The sequence below is a fragment of the Proteiniphilum sp. genome (assembly GCF_034927365.1).
Classification (GTDB): Bacteria; Bacteroidota; Bacteroidia; order Bacteroidales; family Dysgonomonadaceae; genus Proteiniphilum.
In genome coordinates, this window is sequence record NZ_JAYFQD010000015.1 from 36,874 (window position 1) to 55,770 (window position 18,897).

General features: G+C 45.6%; 8 protein-coding genes. All 8 read right to left on the reverse strand.

From position 1 onward, the window contains the following. Positions 1 to 38: 38 nt before the first annotated feature. On the reverse strand, positions 39 to 2,066 hold the full coding sequence (locus VB073_RS11775; RefSeq protein WP_323404377.1) for a RagB/SusD family nutrient uptake outer membrane protein: 2,028 nt from the start codon (positions 2,064 to 2,066) through the stop codon (positions 39 to 41). A gap of 44 nt (positions 2,067 to 2,110) precedes the next feature. Next, the gene (locus VB073_RS11780) at positions 2,111 to 5,215 is read right to left on the reverse strand and encodes a TonB-dependent receptor (RefSeq protein ID WP_323404378.1); all 3,105 of its coding nucleotides are present in this window, start codon (positions 5,213 to 5,215) and stop codon (positions 2,111 to 2,113) included. A 25-nt stretch (positions 5,216 to 5,240) separates the two neighbouring features. Next, positions 5,241 to 6,677: an IPT/TIG domain-containing protein gene (locus tag VB073_RS11785; protein WP_323404379.1), complete on the reverse strand. Its 1,437-nt coding sequence runs from the start codon at positions 6,675 to 6,677 to the stop codon at positions 5,241 to 5,243. 64 nt (positions 6,678 to 6,741) lie between these two features. Next, a complete protein-coding gene (locus VB073_RS11790; protein ID WP_323404380.1) occupies positions 6,742 to 7,944 on the reverse strand; it encodes an MFS transporter in 1,203 nt (400 codons plus the stop codon). 418 nt (positions 7,945 to 8,362) lie between these two features. Beyond that, the gene (locus VB073_RS11795) at positions 8,363 to 10,366 is read right to left on the reverse strand and encodes a hypothetical protein (protein ID WP_323404381.1); all 2,004 of its coding nucleotides are present in this window, start codon (positions 10,364 to 10,366) and stop codon (positions 8,363 to 8,365) included. Positions 10,367 to 10,438: 72 nt separating this feature from the next. After that, entirely contained in the window at positions 10,439 to 12,343 is a 1,905-nt protein-coding gene (locus tag VB073_RS11800; protein ID WP_323404441.1) for an alpha-L-arabinofuranosidase C-terminal domain-containing protein, read from the reverse strand. Positions 12,344 to 12,526: 183 nt separating this feature from the next. After that, positions 12,527 to 14,872, reverse strand: a complete 2,346-nt coding sequence (locus VB073_RS11805; protein ID WP_323404382.1) for a beta-galactosidase — start codon at positions 14,870 to 14,872, stop codon at positions 12,527 to 12,529. Positions 14,873 to 15,073: 201 nt separating this feature from the next. Beyond that, on the reverse strand, positions 15,074 to 18,817 hold the full coding sequence (locus tag VB073_RS11810) for a beta-L-arabinofuranosidase domain-containing protein (protein ID WP_323404383.1): 3,744 nt from the start codon (positions 18,815 to 18,817) through the stop codon (positions 15,074 to 15,076). Between the last annotated feature and the right edge of the window lie 80 nt (positions 18,818 to 18,897).

The window sequence follows — 18,897 nt, forward strand, 5'->3', positions numbered from 1 at the left end:
AATTTATTTTCATTGTTCATTAAAATATATGAATAGGTTTACCAGCCCGGGTTCTGATCGAATGAAGGTAAACGCAGCATTTCTGCTTTCGGAATTGGCAAGAATATCATCCTGCGGTTGACAACCCGATTGGTAATACGATAACTGGTAGGTACCACACGCTGATAATAGGTATCCCTCGTACCCGCGGTATTCATCCCTTTGATCGGCTCACTCTCAGATGCTTCATAATCACCCCAGCGACGTACATCGAAATATCTCCGGTTCTCATAGAGGAATTCCACCATACGCTCCTTTTTAATTTTTTCCATGACTTTATTGGCATCTGCCATATCTGCATCCTGCAAGCCCGGCAAGCCGGCACGGTAACGCACCAGATTGATGACTCTCTTTATCTCGGCAATATCCCGGGTAAAAGTCTGATGCTGCTCGTCTACTTCAATGGTGAAACTTTCATTCCCCAGTTGGTTCAAAGCTTCTGCGTATGACAACAGGATCTCTGCATACCGGATAATCGGGAATGGTTTATCAATCCTTCTCGCCGAAGTACCTGCCCAGGCATCGATCGGATTCACATATTTTCTCAAAACATACCCCGTCATAGGGTGGTCATTCGGATTAGGCGCTCCGCTTTTTCCGTTGGGAGAGTCATTATAATAGGTAATGGTGAGGTTCTTTTGGGTATTATCGGAAGTCGAGCCCATTAACCAGAAACCTTCACTGAAACCGACAGAGGCATAGAAACGGGCCTCCCTGTTTACATACATATTATAGACGTTCGCATTCAAATAATATTCGCGGTACAACTCCTTCCTGTCGTTGGTAAATCCTGTCTCGTCATAAGGATATTCCTCACTGGCTGTGTTAATGGTTCGGCCGTCAACCATCTCATAAGCATCTACCACTTTCTGGGTCACACACAGTCCATTCCAGCCACCATTGGCTACCGGAAATGAATGTCTGGTGTAACTCGTAACTGCACCTGAATTTCTTGCCCAGATAAACTCCGGATTAACATTCATTACCGTTTCACCGTTAAACATATCCGAATAGGAGTGGAAAGGATCGATTCCTGCGGCTCCATCCGGAAAAAGGTTGTGATAATTGGGATCATTCACATTGGTGGGTAACGGACGTGTTCTGTCATCCGCTTCTACCGTATGTAGGCGGTACATGGACAGACCATCCTGCTGAAGATCCATCACTCGTTTGGCAGCGGCAGCGGCAACTGCCCAGCGCCTCGGATCATAAGTCTGCTGAATATAATGTTTACCATCCGTTTTCCGTGTCCAACTCCCGAAATAGGTACGTGCCGACCGTCCCCCGTTGAAAAGGTCACTGGCATGTATCAACCTAACCCTGGCAACCAACGCGAGTGCCGCACCCTTGGTAGGACGCCCATATTCCAGTACCGAGTTGACTTTGGAAGGAAGATACAAGGCTGCTTCTTCAAACTCTGTACAGATATATTCCACACAATCGTCGTAGAGATCCCGTGGACGGTCATAATAGGTAATATCTTCATTGTTGTTGAGGATATCATCGCCCAGCAAGACTACCGGACCGAAATTCATCAACAGGTTGTAATAAGCATAAGCCCGGATAAAACGGGTATAGGCGACCACATTCAATCGTTCGACGGCTGACCAGTCGGAAGCCTCATCAATGCGGGCAAAGATAGTATTACATTGACGGATAATCTTGTAATATTGTCCCCATCGGTTGAAATAACCCAGATTCGCATCGTTCCGTTCTCCAAGCACAAAGGCCATTCCCTGAAACTCTCCCGTACCAAACAGACAAAAGGCTTCATCAGTCGCCATCGGCCCAGGAGTATACATACTGCCACCACCGAATATAGCCCCCTCATCCGGGAATTGTGATGCCGCATCCCACATGAAAGCTTCAATATAACGTTTGGAACTAAATATCGAGTCCATTTTCAATTCATCATCGATATAACCGTCGATACTCAAAAAATCACAGGAAGAAAGTCCCCATGTAATGAGCATAGAGAGGGTTATCAACTTGGCCACAACGGCTCTCCTTATATTATATATTTTCATATTCATCTCTGTATCTATTTGTAATAATTATGCCTTCCTGTTATTTAGAAATTCACATACATCTGAAAAGAATATATAGCAGGGATAGGATAAACACGCCCAACTTTATGGGCCTGTTCGGGATCAAATATTTTCACCTTATCCCATATATATAGATTATTTCCTACCAGCTGTAAATCCAACGATCCAATACCAATCTGTTTCAGGAAATTATTTCTCAGATTATAGTTGATGGTCACCTCCTGTAGGCGCAAATAACGGGCATCACCTTTCCAGAAGTCAGATAATTGCGTGTTATTGGAGTTATTTCCATATTGAAGACGGGGCAATTGAGCGTTCGGATTCTCTGCCAACGAAGGATCCATTCCATGCGCTTCCACATATGCCTTCGGAATCCAACGCGTGGATGGATCATTAAACTGTACCAGCACATTACCCCTTTCTCCTTCATTAAAAGGAATATATCCCGTGTTATTCCGATAATAATCCACTTTACCGGTACCCCTGAATAAAACTCCCACGGTGATATCTTTATAGCGGAACTGACCTCCGAATCCATACATCAGTTGAGGATACATTTCTTTATAAGAGATAGGAACCTTATCGTTATCATCAACTTTACCGTCACCGTTGATATCCTTATATTTCAGGTCACCCGGTTTTACTTCTCCCCAACTTTGTTTAGGGCTGTACTTTATATCATCTTCATTCTTAAAGAAGCCAAGACACTGAAGTCCACGCCATACATTATCGGGCAATCCCGTATAATCCTGGTATGGATACTCATCATAGGTCTTCTCATAGTTTAATATCTTATTCTGTGCAAAGGTATAATTGCCACGCACGGTAAAATCCATATCGTTGTTGATGATATGCGTATAAGCAGCGTTACCGTCTGTACCCCAACTTTCCATCTTACCCACATTACCGTAAGGCATATTGGGTAACCCCACGAAATCGGGAACCTGTACACGTGGCTGGAAAATACCATCACGACGGTCTTTAAATATATCCACTGTTCCCGTCAATTTGCTATTAAGAAACGCGAGATCAATACCGAGATTCGCTTTCTTTGCAACCTCCCATATCAGGTTATCGGCACCCACACGGGAAATACCTACTCGTTCCACCGAAGTGGAGGCACCCCATACATTGGCATACCCCTCGGAAACACGGTTCAGGTAAGGGAACCGGTCTCCACCGATACGGTCGTTCCCTACCGTACCATAGGTTCCTCTGAATTTAATCAGATTAATCCATGGATAGTTATCCTGCATAAATTTATACCCTGTAGGTACCCAACCAAGAGCAATAGATGGGAAAAATCCGAATTGCTTGCCCGGAATAAAGTTTTCCGAACCGGTATACCCGAAGTTAAGGTCTAACAAATATGTATCCTTAAATCCATAAGTCAGACGACTTGATAATCCCATATATCTTTTAGGGATCTGGGCAAGGCTTGCTCTTAAATTGGCACTTTCATCGTAAGTCATTTGATTGGTAGCCTGCTGATCACTCAGATAATAATAGACCAATCCACCCACACGGTGATCATCATTGAATACCCGGTCGTAGTTCAGCGTAGATTCAAAATGAAATTTTCTCCACTGGGCTTGTGAACTACCATATATATCGGAAGCACTTCTCGCTACCTGTTCCCGTGTCAACAACTCTCCTTTTGAATTACGTCCGATTGCTCTGTACAGAGCCGGAAAGGTAAAACGCATTTCTGTAAAATCACCATTACGATTATAGGCACCCTGCGCCTTTATCCTCAACCCTTCGGTAATATGCCCCAGATCTTGATTGAGAGCTATGGTGAACATACTACTATTGTGATTGATAGAAGTTTTACCTGTGTGATTAATCAACACATAGGGAGACATACCGCTATCTGTTCCGGCAGCCGGAAGCTGGCCGTTGGAAAAATGTACAGGAAAAATCAAAGGAGTAAGGCTGGCCTGCGATTGCCAGATAAAATCGGTATTGACCTGTCCCGGACGGTTATTTACTGAAATAAAACCCTCCGAACCAAAATAGAGAGAGGTATTTTTAGTTAGATTGATATCCAAGTTCAAACGCAAAGAGTAGGTGTTATAGCCTGTATTGGAAGCATAAGGATTGTTTTTTTCCACTTTATAGGCGGCGGATTCATTCGAACCAGCTAAACTCACAAAATATCTTGCCACGTTTCCTCCACCGCGCGCACTCACATAGTAATTTTGCTTTAATGATAAATTATGGATCATCTCATCCTGCCAGCTGACATCCGGGTATAAATCGGGATCCAGTCCATCCCGAATCACATTTAATTGAATATCGTTATAGGTGGGATCTTCACCACGTACCTCTTTGGCCTCATTGACCAATAAGGCATAATCATAGGCCCTCAGGTATTTGGGCAAACGGCGTATCTGGGAAATCGAATAGTTAACCCTTGCCGTGAGGCTCAACTTGTTCGTCTCTCCCCGCTTGGTAGTGATAAGCACCACCCCATTGGCACCACGCACACCATATACGGCGGTAGCCGAAGCATCTTTCAACACCGAGAAGCTCTCGATATCTGCCGGATCGATTGAATTGATATTTCCTTCCAGCCCATCGATCAGCACCAAGGCGCTGCTATTGGCTCCAAAAGTACCGATACCGCGTACCCAGAATTCGGCAAGGTTCTTTCCAGGCTCACCACTGTTTACCATAGTAATAACCCCTGCCACACGACCGCCCAACAGATTGGCGACCGAAGGGGTGGGGACTTGTAGTTCCTCCGGTGTTACCGAGGATATGGAAGCCAAACTGGAAATCTTACGCTGGGTACCCATTGCCGTTACAATTACTTCATCTATTTGTGTATCGGCAGTTTTAAGCGTTATTTTCAAATCGCTTTCCTCTTTCGTCACAAGATACTCTAAAGTTTCATAACCGATATAGGAAAAAATCAATTTGTCGCCTTTCGACGCCCTAATACTAAAATCCCCATTTACGTCGGTCACAGCACCGCCCATTTTACCCTGTACCGTTACCGTTACACCGATTAATACATCCGTATTATCCGAAACGGTACCCTTAATCGTATACACTGTTTCCTGCGCCAACGCCCCTAAGGTCACCGCGAAGAAAAAAATCAAGAAATAATATATCTTTTGCATATTATAAAAATTTACCCGTTAGTGTTTATTCAATAGCAATTCTGCGAATCCTTTTATTTCCGTAGTCCGATACAAAAATATTACCTTCAGCATCTACAACAATCCCGTGAGGATTTCTAAAAAGGGCATCGTCTTTCGATCCGTCCTTGAATCCTGCATTATTGGGTATACCGATCATCGTTTCCACCATCATGGTGGTTGTATTGATCATACGAATACAGTGATTCTCATTGTCTCCCACATACAGGTTTCCATCGGCGTCAAAACTGATCCCGCGCGGTTGATTGAACTGGGAAATCGATAAGGGTCCATCACGATGTGCACCGTTGGTTGCACCGGAAAGTTTTTGGAACGATGCAAGACGAACACCATCACTCCCCACTCTGGTATCGGTCACATCCACAACACATATACTATTGGATACATCTCCTGCACCAGAAGAATAGGCGATCCACAATTCATTCGGATTGATAGGATGCATGGCCATCCCATAGGCTATTCCACTCGGTGTCATCCCTATAATGGTGGCTTTCCATGTTACCGGATCGATCCTGACTAACTGTCCGTCATGGTAACGAGTGTAATAGTTTCCATCCGCTTCGCTCACAAGACAGTGATAATGCCTTACATCGGAGGGCATATCATATTCTTTCCCGGTTACACTATTAAATCCACGGTTCCACTCTTTGATAAAATAGAGTTTGGGTATCCAGCCCGTTCTGGGATCCATAAAGCAAAAACGGTCACGTTCATCTTCCGAGCCGGTCTGCAGTACATTGGTGAGCGGATTAGCGATCGGAGGACAACGGTGGTCGTAGCCTTGTGGGCCGGTAGCCACAACGGTAGCACTATTTTCAGCTACATTTAACCTCAACAGGTTATCATTCCCCAATGAAACGAAAATATTGAAATCCTTATCCATTCCAATATACACCGGCACCAATTGGATCTTATCCAAACCGACGTTATAGACAGGAGGATCGGCAGGATCATTTCCATTACCGGCCGTAGTAGTAACCGAGGCTGCAATTTTGTAATAAAATTGCTCGGAATACTCTTTTTCCTGATTCCCAATCTTCACACTTAAGACACAGGTGTCTCCCGGAAGACGGGGTACCAATGCCAATATGCGTTTTCCGGTAGAGTTGATTACTGCAGCTTCCTTCACATTGAAGAAAACTTGAATCTTGGAAGGATCCGTTCCAAAATTATCCCCATCCAATAACACCATCTCGGAAATACGACCCGAATCAGGCGAAAATGAGGTCAGTACGATCGGTTTATTCGGATCATGCGCTACACCACCGCTTTCTTCCTCTCCTTTACAGGAACTCAGAAAAAACAACGGTACAATCACAAAGAACAGGAACACAATATTCACATTTTTTCTCAGCTTTATTTCTGAAAAAAGATGAATAATTGGTTCAACATGTCTCGAAACATAATTTTGTTTGCTTTTCATATTCAACCTTATTTATTAAAAAATTATTTGTTTTTTATACTTAAAAACTTACTATATAATATATTTACACTGTTTGTGTTTTGTTTTTTTCCCTGAACAGCGCCACAAAACCTATCAGGATCACAACAGCCATCACAAAGGGTACCGTCCAGACGGATACCCAGTTGTATGATCCCTGAGCAGTCGTGTACTGATGCACTACATTTCCCGCTACCAGTGTTCCCAGATACTTCCCTACCCCATAGGTTGCAAAGGCAATCAATCCTTGTGCCGAATTGCGTAATGACGACGGAGCCTTTTCATCTACAAACAGCTGCCCCGAAACAAAGAAGAAAGTAAAACAGAATCCATGGAGCGGTAATACGGCATAAATAAATCCGGTCTGGCCCGTATATGCTCCCAATGCAAAGAATCCATACATCAGCACCCAGGCTACAATTGCAGCCACGATACTTCCCTTGTAACGCAACTTAAGAAACATCAACGGGAATGCGAAAAGGAAAATCACCTCGGCAACCTGCCCCAGACTCATCGCTGCTGCAGCATTGTCAATACCCACATTGACGATAAAGAGATTGGTGAATGAGTCATAGAATGCAAGCGGAATACAGGTCAGCGCAGAGAATACCAACAGCACCAGAAACGATTTATCTTTCGTCAGTTTAAAGGCATCGAATCCCAGTATCTGACCGACACTCACCTTTTCAGCACGTTTTTCAGGCGCTTTGTACGGAAGAATGAATGCATACAAGCCTGCCAGCAGAGAGATCCCCGCAGCGATCATGAAAGGGGTTGCCAACGATTCCAGATTCATTGAACTGATCAATATTCCGGAAATAATCCATCCGAACGATCCGAACAAGCGGATGCGGGAAAACTCTTTCGAGGGTTCCAGCAGGTTGTCAAAAGAGATGGAGTTACATAACGACATCGTCGGCATAAAGCAGATGCTATACAACAGCAGCACGGGAAAGAACAAGGAGAAATGTTGGATTTGTGTCAGCCAAAGCAATAATAGTGCCCCTACAATATTTAAAAATGCCAACACCCTATTAGGAGAGAAAAACCGGTCGGCTATCATCCCCACGATTACAGGAGATATAATCGCGGCTATGGCAGCCGTACTATATGCCAGCCCAATCTGCACTCCCGAAAAATGAAGTGTTTGCCCTAAGTAGGTGCCCATGGTCACATACCATGACCCCTGGATGAAGAACTGAAAGAACATCATCAGGGATAATTGTGTTTTTTTGTTTTTGCTTCCCATTTATTGATCTTTTATTGTTAATTTTTTTATAAATCAAGCTAAATCAGGATCATCTTCTCAACAAATATTAATAATGTATATTATCTGGGCAACATACCTACACACAAACTGATATTTATTGAACATTTCTGGTTACGGAGAGAGGATTACCCCACCCACTAAATATCATCCAATAAATCAAGGGCATAGAACTTGTCGAGTGTGTTCATTCTCATTTTAATAGTATCGTAACACGGCACATAATCACTGAAACATCTCCCTTTAGCCATAAGTAAAAAAACATTTACATCAGCAAAGGAAGTAAAAAAAAATTATATAATAAAGATATATAGAAGTAAATTATAAAGACCTCGGCCATTATAAAAAAAATCAATAATTATCAATCTATTTAAGCGTTTGCATTGCAACATTTTATCCATTATATTGCAACATTTATCGACTTACCTTTCTTCTCAACAATTGATTTGATTAATTTATTATCCGCATATACTTCTATTTTCACTTTATCTCCCCATTGATACACTTCAATATCAATCGATTTATTAAAAGCTTTTATCTTTTTCAGGCTCATTTTATCCCACGATTCCGGTAAACGGGGAGTGAGTGTGAATGAAGACAAACCTGTGGGACGAATACCAAATAAACCTTCTGTTATAATACGGCAATAGAGTCCGCTTTCACCTGAGAGATGTCGTTGATTACCTTCAGGCCAGGCTTCGATAGCGTATGGTACATGTTCTCCCAACAATCGTTGGTTTGAATAATAGGACAGGTAATCGATGCCTTTGGCTGTCTCCCCACATTCAAAAACACCACGCAAAGCATACAAGGTGGAGCGATCCCAGAAAGTCTCACTTCCGGCCTCGGTGAGCAAACCGTTTTGAGTCCATAAACGGGGCGAAAACAAAGCTTTTATTGTTTCATCCTTACGATCATAAATTCCTACCGTCAACGGAATACATATCCATGAACGTAAGATATCATTTTCCTTGTAATACTTATAAGTATTGAAACCCTCCACAGTTCCTCCAAAATATTGATCGATGGCTTTACGCAGTTCTTTTGACTCTCTCTTATAGGTAGACAATTGAGCATTGGGTTTACCTAAGTCCTTGCCCAAATAAACCGCTGACACCAGCGCATCATAATACAGGGATGAGGTAGACAGATTCGCATTACCCGAAGGAAAACGGTTTTCAAGTTCATCCGAATCAGAAGCGACCACGCCATCCTCATTGAGGTTTCTCCTACAGTATTCCAGACACCATTCAAGCAAGGGCCATAAATCCAGGGCTTCCTGCCTGTCACCTCTTGTCAAAGCATACCTTGCTACGCCATAGGCTATCATGGCCGCATCACCCCGATCTCCCGCACCATTCCAGAAATCGATTCCTTCCGCAATAATTGAACTGGGAATAGGCTTGTATGCATCATTCATAAAACGGGCAAAATGCCGGAAAGAATTATAGGCGGACTTATTACCGGTATCATATCCCAAAAAAGGAAAGAAAGGATTGATATATTCAGCCTGATCATTCGCCCAGATAGCAGCATAATATGACTCACCTCCGGGACCATGCATATAACCGCCTCCTGTTTTATAAATACTTTCTGCAGCACGGATCTTGGCGAAAGCAAACATGGCATTGATCGTATGATTGGGCGTTTCAAGGATCAATTTATCCCAGAATTCGTCTATCAAGGCCCTTCTCCCGGTTAATTCTTTTTCAACCTCGACGGGATCGCTCGCCTCTCCTTTCTTGTAAGCCTTGAAATCAGCATAAAAAACAACCGATTCTCCCGGGGCAAGTGTATGTCCCCTCACTCCCGATACATTGGTTTCAATCTCATACTCACCATCCACACCCTTTTCAGGATCGGTTTTGATCACCGACCTGGCTTCCGGAATTTCTATCATAACTGATTCCTGGCCATCGTTAAGTATAACATATTTTTCACAGTAGGCAGCCTTTTTCGTAGAGGGGAACAAATAGCGAATAAGTTTCATTTTTCCATTCCGCGGTATATCAAATTCGCTCTCGACGGTCATGACGCCATCCAATGTTATGCTCTTCACCTTTTCCTGAGGAACTCTCCTTCCGTTCATTGTCATCATATCCCCTATAATGTCCCATCCAAAACGGCGCATCAGACTTGCATGGGTATTATTGGGTATAGTACGCAACATCGGCCACACAAAACTCCGCTCCAGTAAGAACTTACCTTTTTCATCCACTCCATATCTGAGCACAGTGGATATCTGTTCTCCACTCATTTCGATATGGTCATTATGCGGAATACGGGAATCAATATTCCAGGTAATGCCTCCCGAAGAGTTTATATGCCAGCGATTTTCCTCCTGACTACTCATCGCAAATCCACGCACAAAACAGAAAATAAAGATAATAACCGTTTTTTTCATATGATTAATACTATTTATTTTTTATGATATTCCCTAATTTACCATCAATCGCCCTTCAATCTCCTATCAATCTCAATAAGAGATCACATACACATTAAAAGATTGACTTTCCGCCGTCGCTTCCAATACCGTTCCGTTCATCCTGACAACCGATTTTACCGGAACAGCGACATCCGGATTGTCCAACCTGTTTTCCCGGTCCACCTCACCTTTTAACAGGACCACCTGTGCTTCCGACCCTATCTTCATTTTACGTTGTAACCCCTCAATATTGATACGGATATCTTTATCCTCATTGGAGACATTGCTTAACTTTATGATAATCTCCTGTTTATCCGTATCGATGACTGCGGAGGCATACAAACCCTCCTGCCCGGTGAGAGGCTTTTTATTCAGGGTAAAGGGTAGCACATTTGTACCTCTATAGTGTGCGTACAACTTCTGTACATAGTAGTTGGGGGTACGCACACAACGCAGGTTGTCAAACCAGATCAGGTCGGGACGCCACTGCCAGGCATCCACATGCGCCAACAGAGGCGCGTAAGTAGCCATATGCACAATATCGGCATTCCTTTCCAATCCGGTCATAAATGCCGACTCGCACAACGCCGACTCGAAGTTGTTCTCCCTGCTCTGCGGATGGCAGGCATACTCGCCCGCGAATACTTTTGGCCCCTTCCGGTCGTAGGAGTCGTAACGCGCAGCCTGATTCAAAAACCACTCCGGTGAACGGTAATAGTGCTCGTCCACCAGATCGACTTTGAGCCGTTTCATCTCCGGCCAGAGATAATCGAAATCCTTTCCCTCTGCCTGTGGCCCTGAACTTCCGATGATCTTTATTTCAGGGTATTGTGCACGGATGGCCTCGATGAATTTTTCCAGCCGGGCAGGATATTCAGCTCCCCACTGCTCATTACCAATACCGATGAATTTCAGGTTGAACGGTTCGGGATGCCCCATCTCCGCCCTGACCTTACCCCAGGTAGTCGAGATGGCACCATTGGCAAACTCGATCAGGTCCAATGCATCCCGAATATAATCCTGTAGTTCGCCGACAGGAACATGGCAATGTTCTCCTTCGTTCTGGTACTGACATGATAACCCCACGTTCACTACCGGCAGCGGTTCGGCTCCCATATCCTCTGAGAGCAGGAACAGTTCATAGAATCCCATTCCGTATGTCTGGAAATAATCGGGGAAGAAGCGGTGAGCAAAGGTATAATGCCAGCGGTTTTCGTTCAACGGGCGGTTTTCTACCGGGCCGACCGAATTTTTCCAGTTATAGCGTGTCTCCAGGTCGGTTCCCTCCACGATACATCCACCGGGAAAACGGAACAGGCCGGGATTCAATTCATTGAGTGCTTCTACCAGATCCCTGCGCAGGCCGTTTTCTCTCCCTTTCCATGTATCTGTGGGAAACAAGGAGATATGTTCCATATCCACCGGCCCACCGGAGATGAGAAATATACGCAGTGAGGCTTTCGCCTCTTCCTTTGACGAGGTAAGGATTACCTCATATTTCTTCCATTCCCCGGAACCGATTGTCAGCTCTTTCCGTTCAAAAGGATTGTTATCGCCATCGATCAATTCGATCCTGATCTTTTGAGCGGTTGCATTGCCGGAACGTGCCCAGACCGAAAAACGGTAGGTAGCCTCTTTCTTCACGCCTATCCCCCGAAATCCCTCATTTTCCAGACCGGTATGTTTATGTCCATGCCCGGCATTGTCCAGTCGCACATAATGGGGATTACGCTCAAAGGGAGCACCGTCGGTACGTACCTCTACCTGTCCGAAAGTTTTCCAGCCCATCAGAGACTGGGGAAATTCAAAGGAGCGGTTCTTGACCAGTTCGGCATACAAGCCGCCATCAGCCCCAAAGTTGATATCCTCGAAAAACAAACCGTACATGGTCGGTTGTATCTCCGCTCCCGGTTTCTTCACATCGACTACCAGGTCATAGGAAGATTGAATCCCCATTTCGCGGCTCTTCCCGTCAACGACCGGCCCGTTAGCCTGCTGTGCGGGTACACCGGCGTATACACACGACAAAAGGATGATCAAAAAATATTTTCTCATAGGATTGAAACTATCTATTACCCACTCGATTTTAGCCATACGATCTTAGTTAGTATACCACTCTTCGGTTTTCACATTCAGCATTCAGGGTGCTAACTTAAACGGCGTTTTCTTCAGGTATACCTTATAATCCTTGATCATACCCGGTTTTCCGGACTCAGGACGAGGTAGGTATGAAAATCCGCTGATGACCTTGTCTTCACCCAGATCGATGACTATCTGATGCGGATGATCGGGATTAAGGCCGGTATAATCGGTATGCCAGAAGGTCGATTCCTGCAAGTCGAACACGTTGGAGGCCACATTATTGGCATCGTTGGTCTCCTCACTGTCCGCATATACCACCTTCCAGTGTTGACGTGAAACGGGTTTCCCATCTTCTCCCAGCAATTCCAGTTCGGCCATGGAAGCATATTTATCACCTCCATGTGAATTGAGCGACTCAAGGCAGAAATAACGGATCTGTTCCTGTTTCCCGAATTTGACGTGTTGCCACCCGTTGCCCGGCTTGAACGAACCGGCATAGTAGGGTTGCTCGCCTGTGAGGTTTAGTTCTTCCCCCGCCTTCCGGTGCGTATAGGCAGCACCTTTTAAAGAGAGCTGATCGAGGATAGGTTCTCTCAATCCGGCCAGGGTCGCTTTCTCCGGCGAAGTCATATCCAGCACGATCACCTCGTTCCTGCCCTTCTTCAACCAGCAACCCGGCACATAAAGCGCCTGCTGGGGACCGATATGCCAGTAACGGCCGATAGCATAACCGTTCACCCATACCATCCCTTTGCTCCAGTTCCTCATATCGAGGAAGGTATCCCCGGTTTTATCCAGCGTGAAGGTGGCACGGTAATAGGCGGGTGCACCTTTGATGTTGGCCTCTTCCCGATAAGTTTTATTTTTTGCAAAGGCATAATCCACAGGGATATTGTACACCTCCCAGCCTTTCAGTTCCGTAACTCTCTTTTCGGAGACAAGCTCCACTTTTTTTGTAATCCCTTTCCGGTCATATATCCCCCGGCCGAAGTTCATGCGCCCCATTGCTTCGACGAGGATATCCAGCACATCGCCTTCCTTCACCGACGGCAGTATAGCGCTACCTTCACCTTTGAGGCGATTGAGCGTGGCAATCCGTTCACCGTTGATAAACACCTGCGTCCAATCATTGGCCTCGGTAATGACCAGCGTCTGGCGGTCTGGCGACTCTTTGAGTCTGGTGCGGTAGAGGATACTGCCCCACCCCTGATCAAAATATTCCATCGGCTTCACCTCCTCACTGACTACCGGTTCGGGAAGATTATCGAAAAGCACTGCTGTTTCGGTCAACTCAAACCCGGGGATTGAAATGGTCGGTATCGAATCCGGGACAGGAGCCAACTCTGTCCCTTCGGGAAGATATTGCTCCAACAGCTTCCGTACTTCGTAGTATTTCGGTGTAGCCCTGCCATATTCGTTGATGGGGGCATCGTAATCGTAAGAAGTGGTGGTGGGTGAAAAATTGGGAAAGTTGGCGCCACCCCAATGTCCGAAACTTGTCCCACCATGTGTCATATATAGGCTGAACGAGATATCCTGATCGAGCATCTCTTTCAATCCCCCTACCAGCGCTTGTGCACTGCGTGTTTCGTGCTTGGCGCCCCAATGATCGAACCAGCCGGACCAGAACTCGCTACACATCAGCGGACTTTCGGGACGTAGTTCTTTCAATCGGCGGAACTGATCTCCGATATTAGCACCGGTACCAAAATTGATTGTCCAAAGTAGGTCATCGAGTGCGTTATTCTCGAAATTGGAATTCCAGTCACACTGGAAAAGGGGCACCTCGCGGAGTCCCGCATCCTTCACGATATCGCGTATATTGGCAACATACTCCTTATTGATGCCGTATGCACCATATTCATTCTCCACCTGGAACATAATGATATTACCCCCTCTGGTGATCTGCTGATCGGCGAGTTGTTTACTGACTTCGTTCATAAACAGCCGGGTACGTTCCAGGAAATAGGGATCGTTATCCCGTAGCTTGATATCGTTTTTCTTCAACAACCACCAGGGCAATCCACCCATTTCCCATTCGGCACATACATAAGGTCCCGGACGTACGATCACATACATCCCATATTTTTGTGCTAACCGGCAGAAAGCCGCCACATCGCTGTTACCGGTGAAATCGAACTGACCCTCTTCCGGCTCATGGATATTCCAGAAGATATAAAGACAGATCGTATTCATACCTAATGCTTTGGTCATTTGAATACGGTGCTCCCAATATTCACGCGGGATACGCGGGTAATGCAACTCCGCCGCCTTCACCACGAACGGCTCACCGTTCAGCAGAAAAGTATTCTGGCCGACTTCGAATGTCCCTTTTTCTCTATTGCTGCAACTCGTTGCCAACAGGGCCAAGAGACCGATTAAAATTAGTAGGATTTTATTCATTTGTTTAATTTTTAGAGCCAAGACTTTATTAATTGACAATGGACAATTGACAATGGACAATTGACAATGGATAATTGACAATGAGATCTTGACTTCTCAACTTCAGACTTCTTTTACCATTAGCACATTATTCACTACCTGTCCCGACACGTCCGGATCTTCACTACGCTTTAATTGGCACATTGGCATATTGGCACATTATCAATTGTCCATTGTAGTCGGTACGACTGCCTTAATACTCCCATCCTCATTGAATTCCATGCGGTCGATACATACTTCCCGGTGATAGCCGGCGGCATCGCCCCAGTGGATCCCTTCAGGGCGGAAAAAGCGGTGGTAGACAATATACCATTCATCTTTATCTTTTATTTTTAACGTCGAATTATGGCCTGTACCCCAAATTCCCTCTTCGGGCGATTTCGACAGGATCAGGTTGTTTTCCGGAATGGTAAGCGGTCCCACCGGCGATGTAGAGGTAGCGTAACGTACCCTGTAATTCTCGCTTCGGGTATCATCTTCCGACCAGAGAAAGTAATAGATACCGTTCCTGTAAAAGACATGGATTGCTTCACGGAATGTGTTGTCAGGTGTCATCACTTTGATGGTGTTCCTTTTGATAGATACCATATCGTCGTTGAGTTCCGCCACGGCCATATATCCATTGCCCCAGTAAAGATAGTTCTTTTTTGTTACCGGATCCCAAAAAACGTCCGGATCAATCTCCTGTCCGCCTCTCACCCCTTCGGGCTTGAAGTCGATCAACGGCTTACCGGAGTCGACAAACGGGCCGGCGGGATCATCAGCCACCGCGACTCCTATTTTCTGTGCTGCAGTGAAATAGTAGTAATACTTATATCCCTCTTCTCTTTTCTTTTCAATGATACAAGGTGCCCATGCGTTCCTTTCGGCCCAGGAAACATCTTTTTTCAGGTCGAGGATAACGCCTTCATCTTTCCATTCCGAAAGGTTTTCCGACGAGAAGGTTTTAAAATAAGTACCCGACCAACCATGATAGCCGTCACTGGTGGGATAGATATAGTATTTATTCGTTTTATTGGAGTATAGCGCATAAGGATCGGCAAAGAACCCTTTCAGTACCGGATTGGTCTTATTTGCAGAGAAATTCTCCGGTTTACCCCATTTCACGATCAGGGCATCGAGCTCTTTTTGGGTGATAGGGATAATAGATCCGTGACGGGGATGGAAATCCATCGAGATCTCATGATCGATCACCTTGAAATTCATCAGATCGGTGCTTTCGGTAAATTGATAAGCACCTTTCATATAGACATCATACATTAGTATATATTTGTCGGAATCGATCAGCCTGAACAGGCTCGATCCTTCCACCGCCTCCGCCGTCTGCTGCTTGTAATCATCATATTCGGTCCATTGCCCCGAGGTAAGCGAACAGGTGGTCGCCAGTTTGATGCCGTTACCGTGCCCTTCGGTCTTATAGAACATATGAAACAGACCGTCTTTCAACACGATATCTCCATCGATACATGATTTCCCGTTTTTGGGCAGGAATAACGGACGGGGTTCCCCCTCCAGGTCGGTGAAATCGTCATTGGCATAGGCATAGTAGATGATATCGGCTCCATCACCATGCAGCATTGACCAGTAGACCATATACTTCCCGGCTTCCGGATCGTAGATGGTTTGCGGTGCCCATACCCGCTTCAGGTCTTCCTGTCCTTCGTATTTCTGCTGGATATTGATGATGCTCGATGACCAGTTGATCAGGTCGGACGACTTGAGCAATATCATCGCACGATTGGAATCCCATCCCTTGGAGGAAGTCATATCGGTCAGCACCATATAGAAGGTTTTCCCATCCTCACCCCGCAGGATATGGGGATCACGCACCCCACCCGTCGAGCTGATCTTTTTCGAGTCGATCACTGGCCGGTTGTTGTTCAGCGTATAGTAATTGTAGCCATTGCTACTGATGGCATACCTCACCGACTCCTCTTCCACCCGGTTGCCGGTGAAATAGGTAAACAGGTAAGCCACCGACTCCGATTCCTTCACTTGTTTTTCGGTGACATGAGGCCAGTAAATGATATAGCGGGATTCGTGCAGGTTGAAGAAGGGTTCCAGTTCCATTCCCCGGGCATACTGCTCAGGATAGAGGTTATTCACACGAAAAGTCAGCGGTTTACCGGGGACCGGTGCCAGATAGGAGGTCAACTTATCCGGATCACCAACCAGCAAGGGCATATTTTTCATCGGGATATATCTTCCATGTGCGATATGTCCGTTCCGGCTGTCATCGGCAAATAATCCCGTCATCTCTTCGGTACCGGTTTTGGCGGCAAGTACCACCGGGCCGTACAGGAACGAATAATAACCCGATCCATCGGGCAATTGCTCGGTTCTGAGCGACATGGGCATCTCCATCACCACCTTATCACCCTTCTTCCATTTCCGGTCGATAGGAATATATCCGTTTTTATTCAATACGGGATATACTTTTCCGTTCACTGTGACCTTTACACTCCCTTCACCGGCCCAGCCGGGGTAACGCAACCACAACGTAAGCCGTTTCCGTTTACGGGGATTCACCGTAATTTCCGTTTTAGCCTCATAGGGAAAGTTGTTTTCCTGAATAATTTCGGTATCCTGTGCTCTCCATTGCAATGAAGATGCAATAAAAAGATTGACATAAAGCTGGTTATTTGCATGGGCATAGATCATCTCCCCATATTTCGAGTGGCTCTCCATCCCCGATCCCACGCAACACCACATGCTGGTATGCGGCTGCGAATAGACCCGGTAATGTCCGGGGCGCATCTGGGTAAGATAGACGAAACCACCCGTATTCGGATGCTGGGAAGAGAGGATATGATTGTAGAGAGCCCGTTCGTAATAATCCACATATTTCTTCTCTTTCGAGGTTTGATACAGCATTTTAGTCAGACGCAGCATATTATAAGTGTTGCAGGTCTCAGGGCCTTCAATGCTGCTGATCATCCGTGAGAAATCATCCACCGGGTTGAAATGCTCAGACACACTGTTTCCACCGATGGACACCGACCGGTTTTCAACTACCGTCTTCCAGAAGAAACGGGCTGCCTCTTCCCACGATCCATTTCCCTCAAGGTCCGCAATCCGTTTGAATCCCAGCACTTTCGGGATCTGGGTGTTGGCATGCATTCCGGTCAGTTTATCCTGATGATGAATCAACGGATCCAATATCAATTGATGGGAGAATTTGTGTGCCAGTTCGAGGTATTTTTTATCACCCGTAATGGCTGCTACATCGGCAAAAGTCTCATTCAGCCCACCATGTTCACTGCGAAGCATATCCTGCAATTGTTCTTCCGACAGGTTGGAGACAAGTTTTATCGCCCAGTCGGTCATTTTGATCAGCATCTCTTTTGCCTCTTCATTGCCCGCGACCAGCCAGGCATCCCTCAGTCCCGCATAAGTCTTATGGATATTATAGAGCGGCACCCATTTACCATTCAGGTCGAAGCCGCCGGCACGGATATTGCCGGCAGCCACCTCTTCCCAAATAGCCTTTCCTCCGGGTACTCCCCCGATATAACCATTGCCGTTGGCATCCTGACACCGTTTTAATTCAGCGAGCATGTAATCCAACCGGCTTTTGACCTGCGCGTCTCCGGTAGAGGCATACATCAACGCCAACCCGGACAGATAATGCCCACCGATATGGCCGTCGAGTCCGCTGTTTTCCCAGTTGGCATAACTTTCAGCTTTCTGCGGCAGACCGGCCTCCCTCAAAAAAGGAGCAAGGAGACGATCCACATCCATTTCCAGCAGGTATTGCCTGTTTAATTCTTCCGCATGCTTGAAAGGACTATCCAACAACCTGACATCCTGCAACCGGAAATATTCGACCTGCGGATTGATCTGAGCATTCGCTAAAGGGATGCAAGTAAAACAAATGATGATCCAATTGAGCTTTTTTCTATCCATTCTGTTTCCTGTATCGTTTTATATTTTTATCAGACTTCCGCATCTGTCCATAGAGTATGTTACAACCAAGGCGAAGAGCT

Excerpts from the sequence above, each read along its gene's own strand:
- VB073_RS11810 (WP_323404383.1), bottom strand. The coding sequence starts at position 18,817 with ATGGATAGAAAAAAGCTCAATTGGATCATCATTTGTTTTACTTGCATC.
- VB073_RS11800 (WP_323404441.1), bottom strand. The coding sequence starts at position 12,343 with ATGGGGATTCAATCTTCCTATGACCTGGTAGTCGATGTGAAGAAACCG.
- VB073_RS11805 (WP_323404382.1), bottom strand. The coding sequence starts at position 14,872 with ATGAATAAAATCCTACTAATTTTAATCGGTCTCTTGGCCCTGTTGGCA.
- VB073_RS11780 (WP_323404378.1), bottom strand. The coding sequence starts at position 5,215 with ATGCAAAAGATATATTATTTCTTGATTTTTTTCTTCGCGGTGACCTTA.
- VB073_RS11795 (WP_323404381.1), bottom strand. The coding sequence starts at position 10,366 with ATGAAAAAAACGGTTATTATCTTTATTTTCTGTTTTGTGCGTGGATTT.
- VB073_RS11790 (WP_323404380.1), bottom strand. The coding sequence starts at position 7,944 with ATGGGAAGCAAAAACAAAAAAACACAATTATCCCTGATGATGTTCTTT.
- VB073_RS11775 (WP_323404377.1), bottom strand. The coding sequence starts at position 2,066 with ATGAAAATATATAATATAAGGAGAGCCGTTGTGGCCAAGTTGATAACC.
- VB073_RS11785 (WP_323404379.1), bottom strand. The coding sequence starts at position 6,677 with ATGAAAAGCAAACAAAATTATGTTTCGAGACATGTTGAACCAATTATT.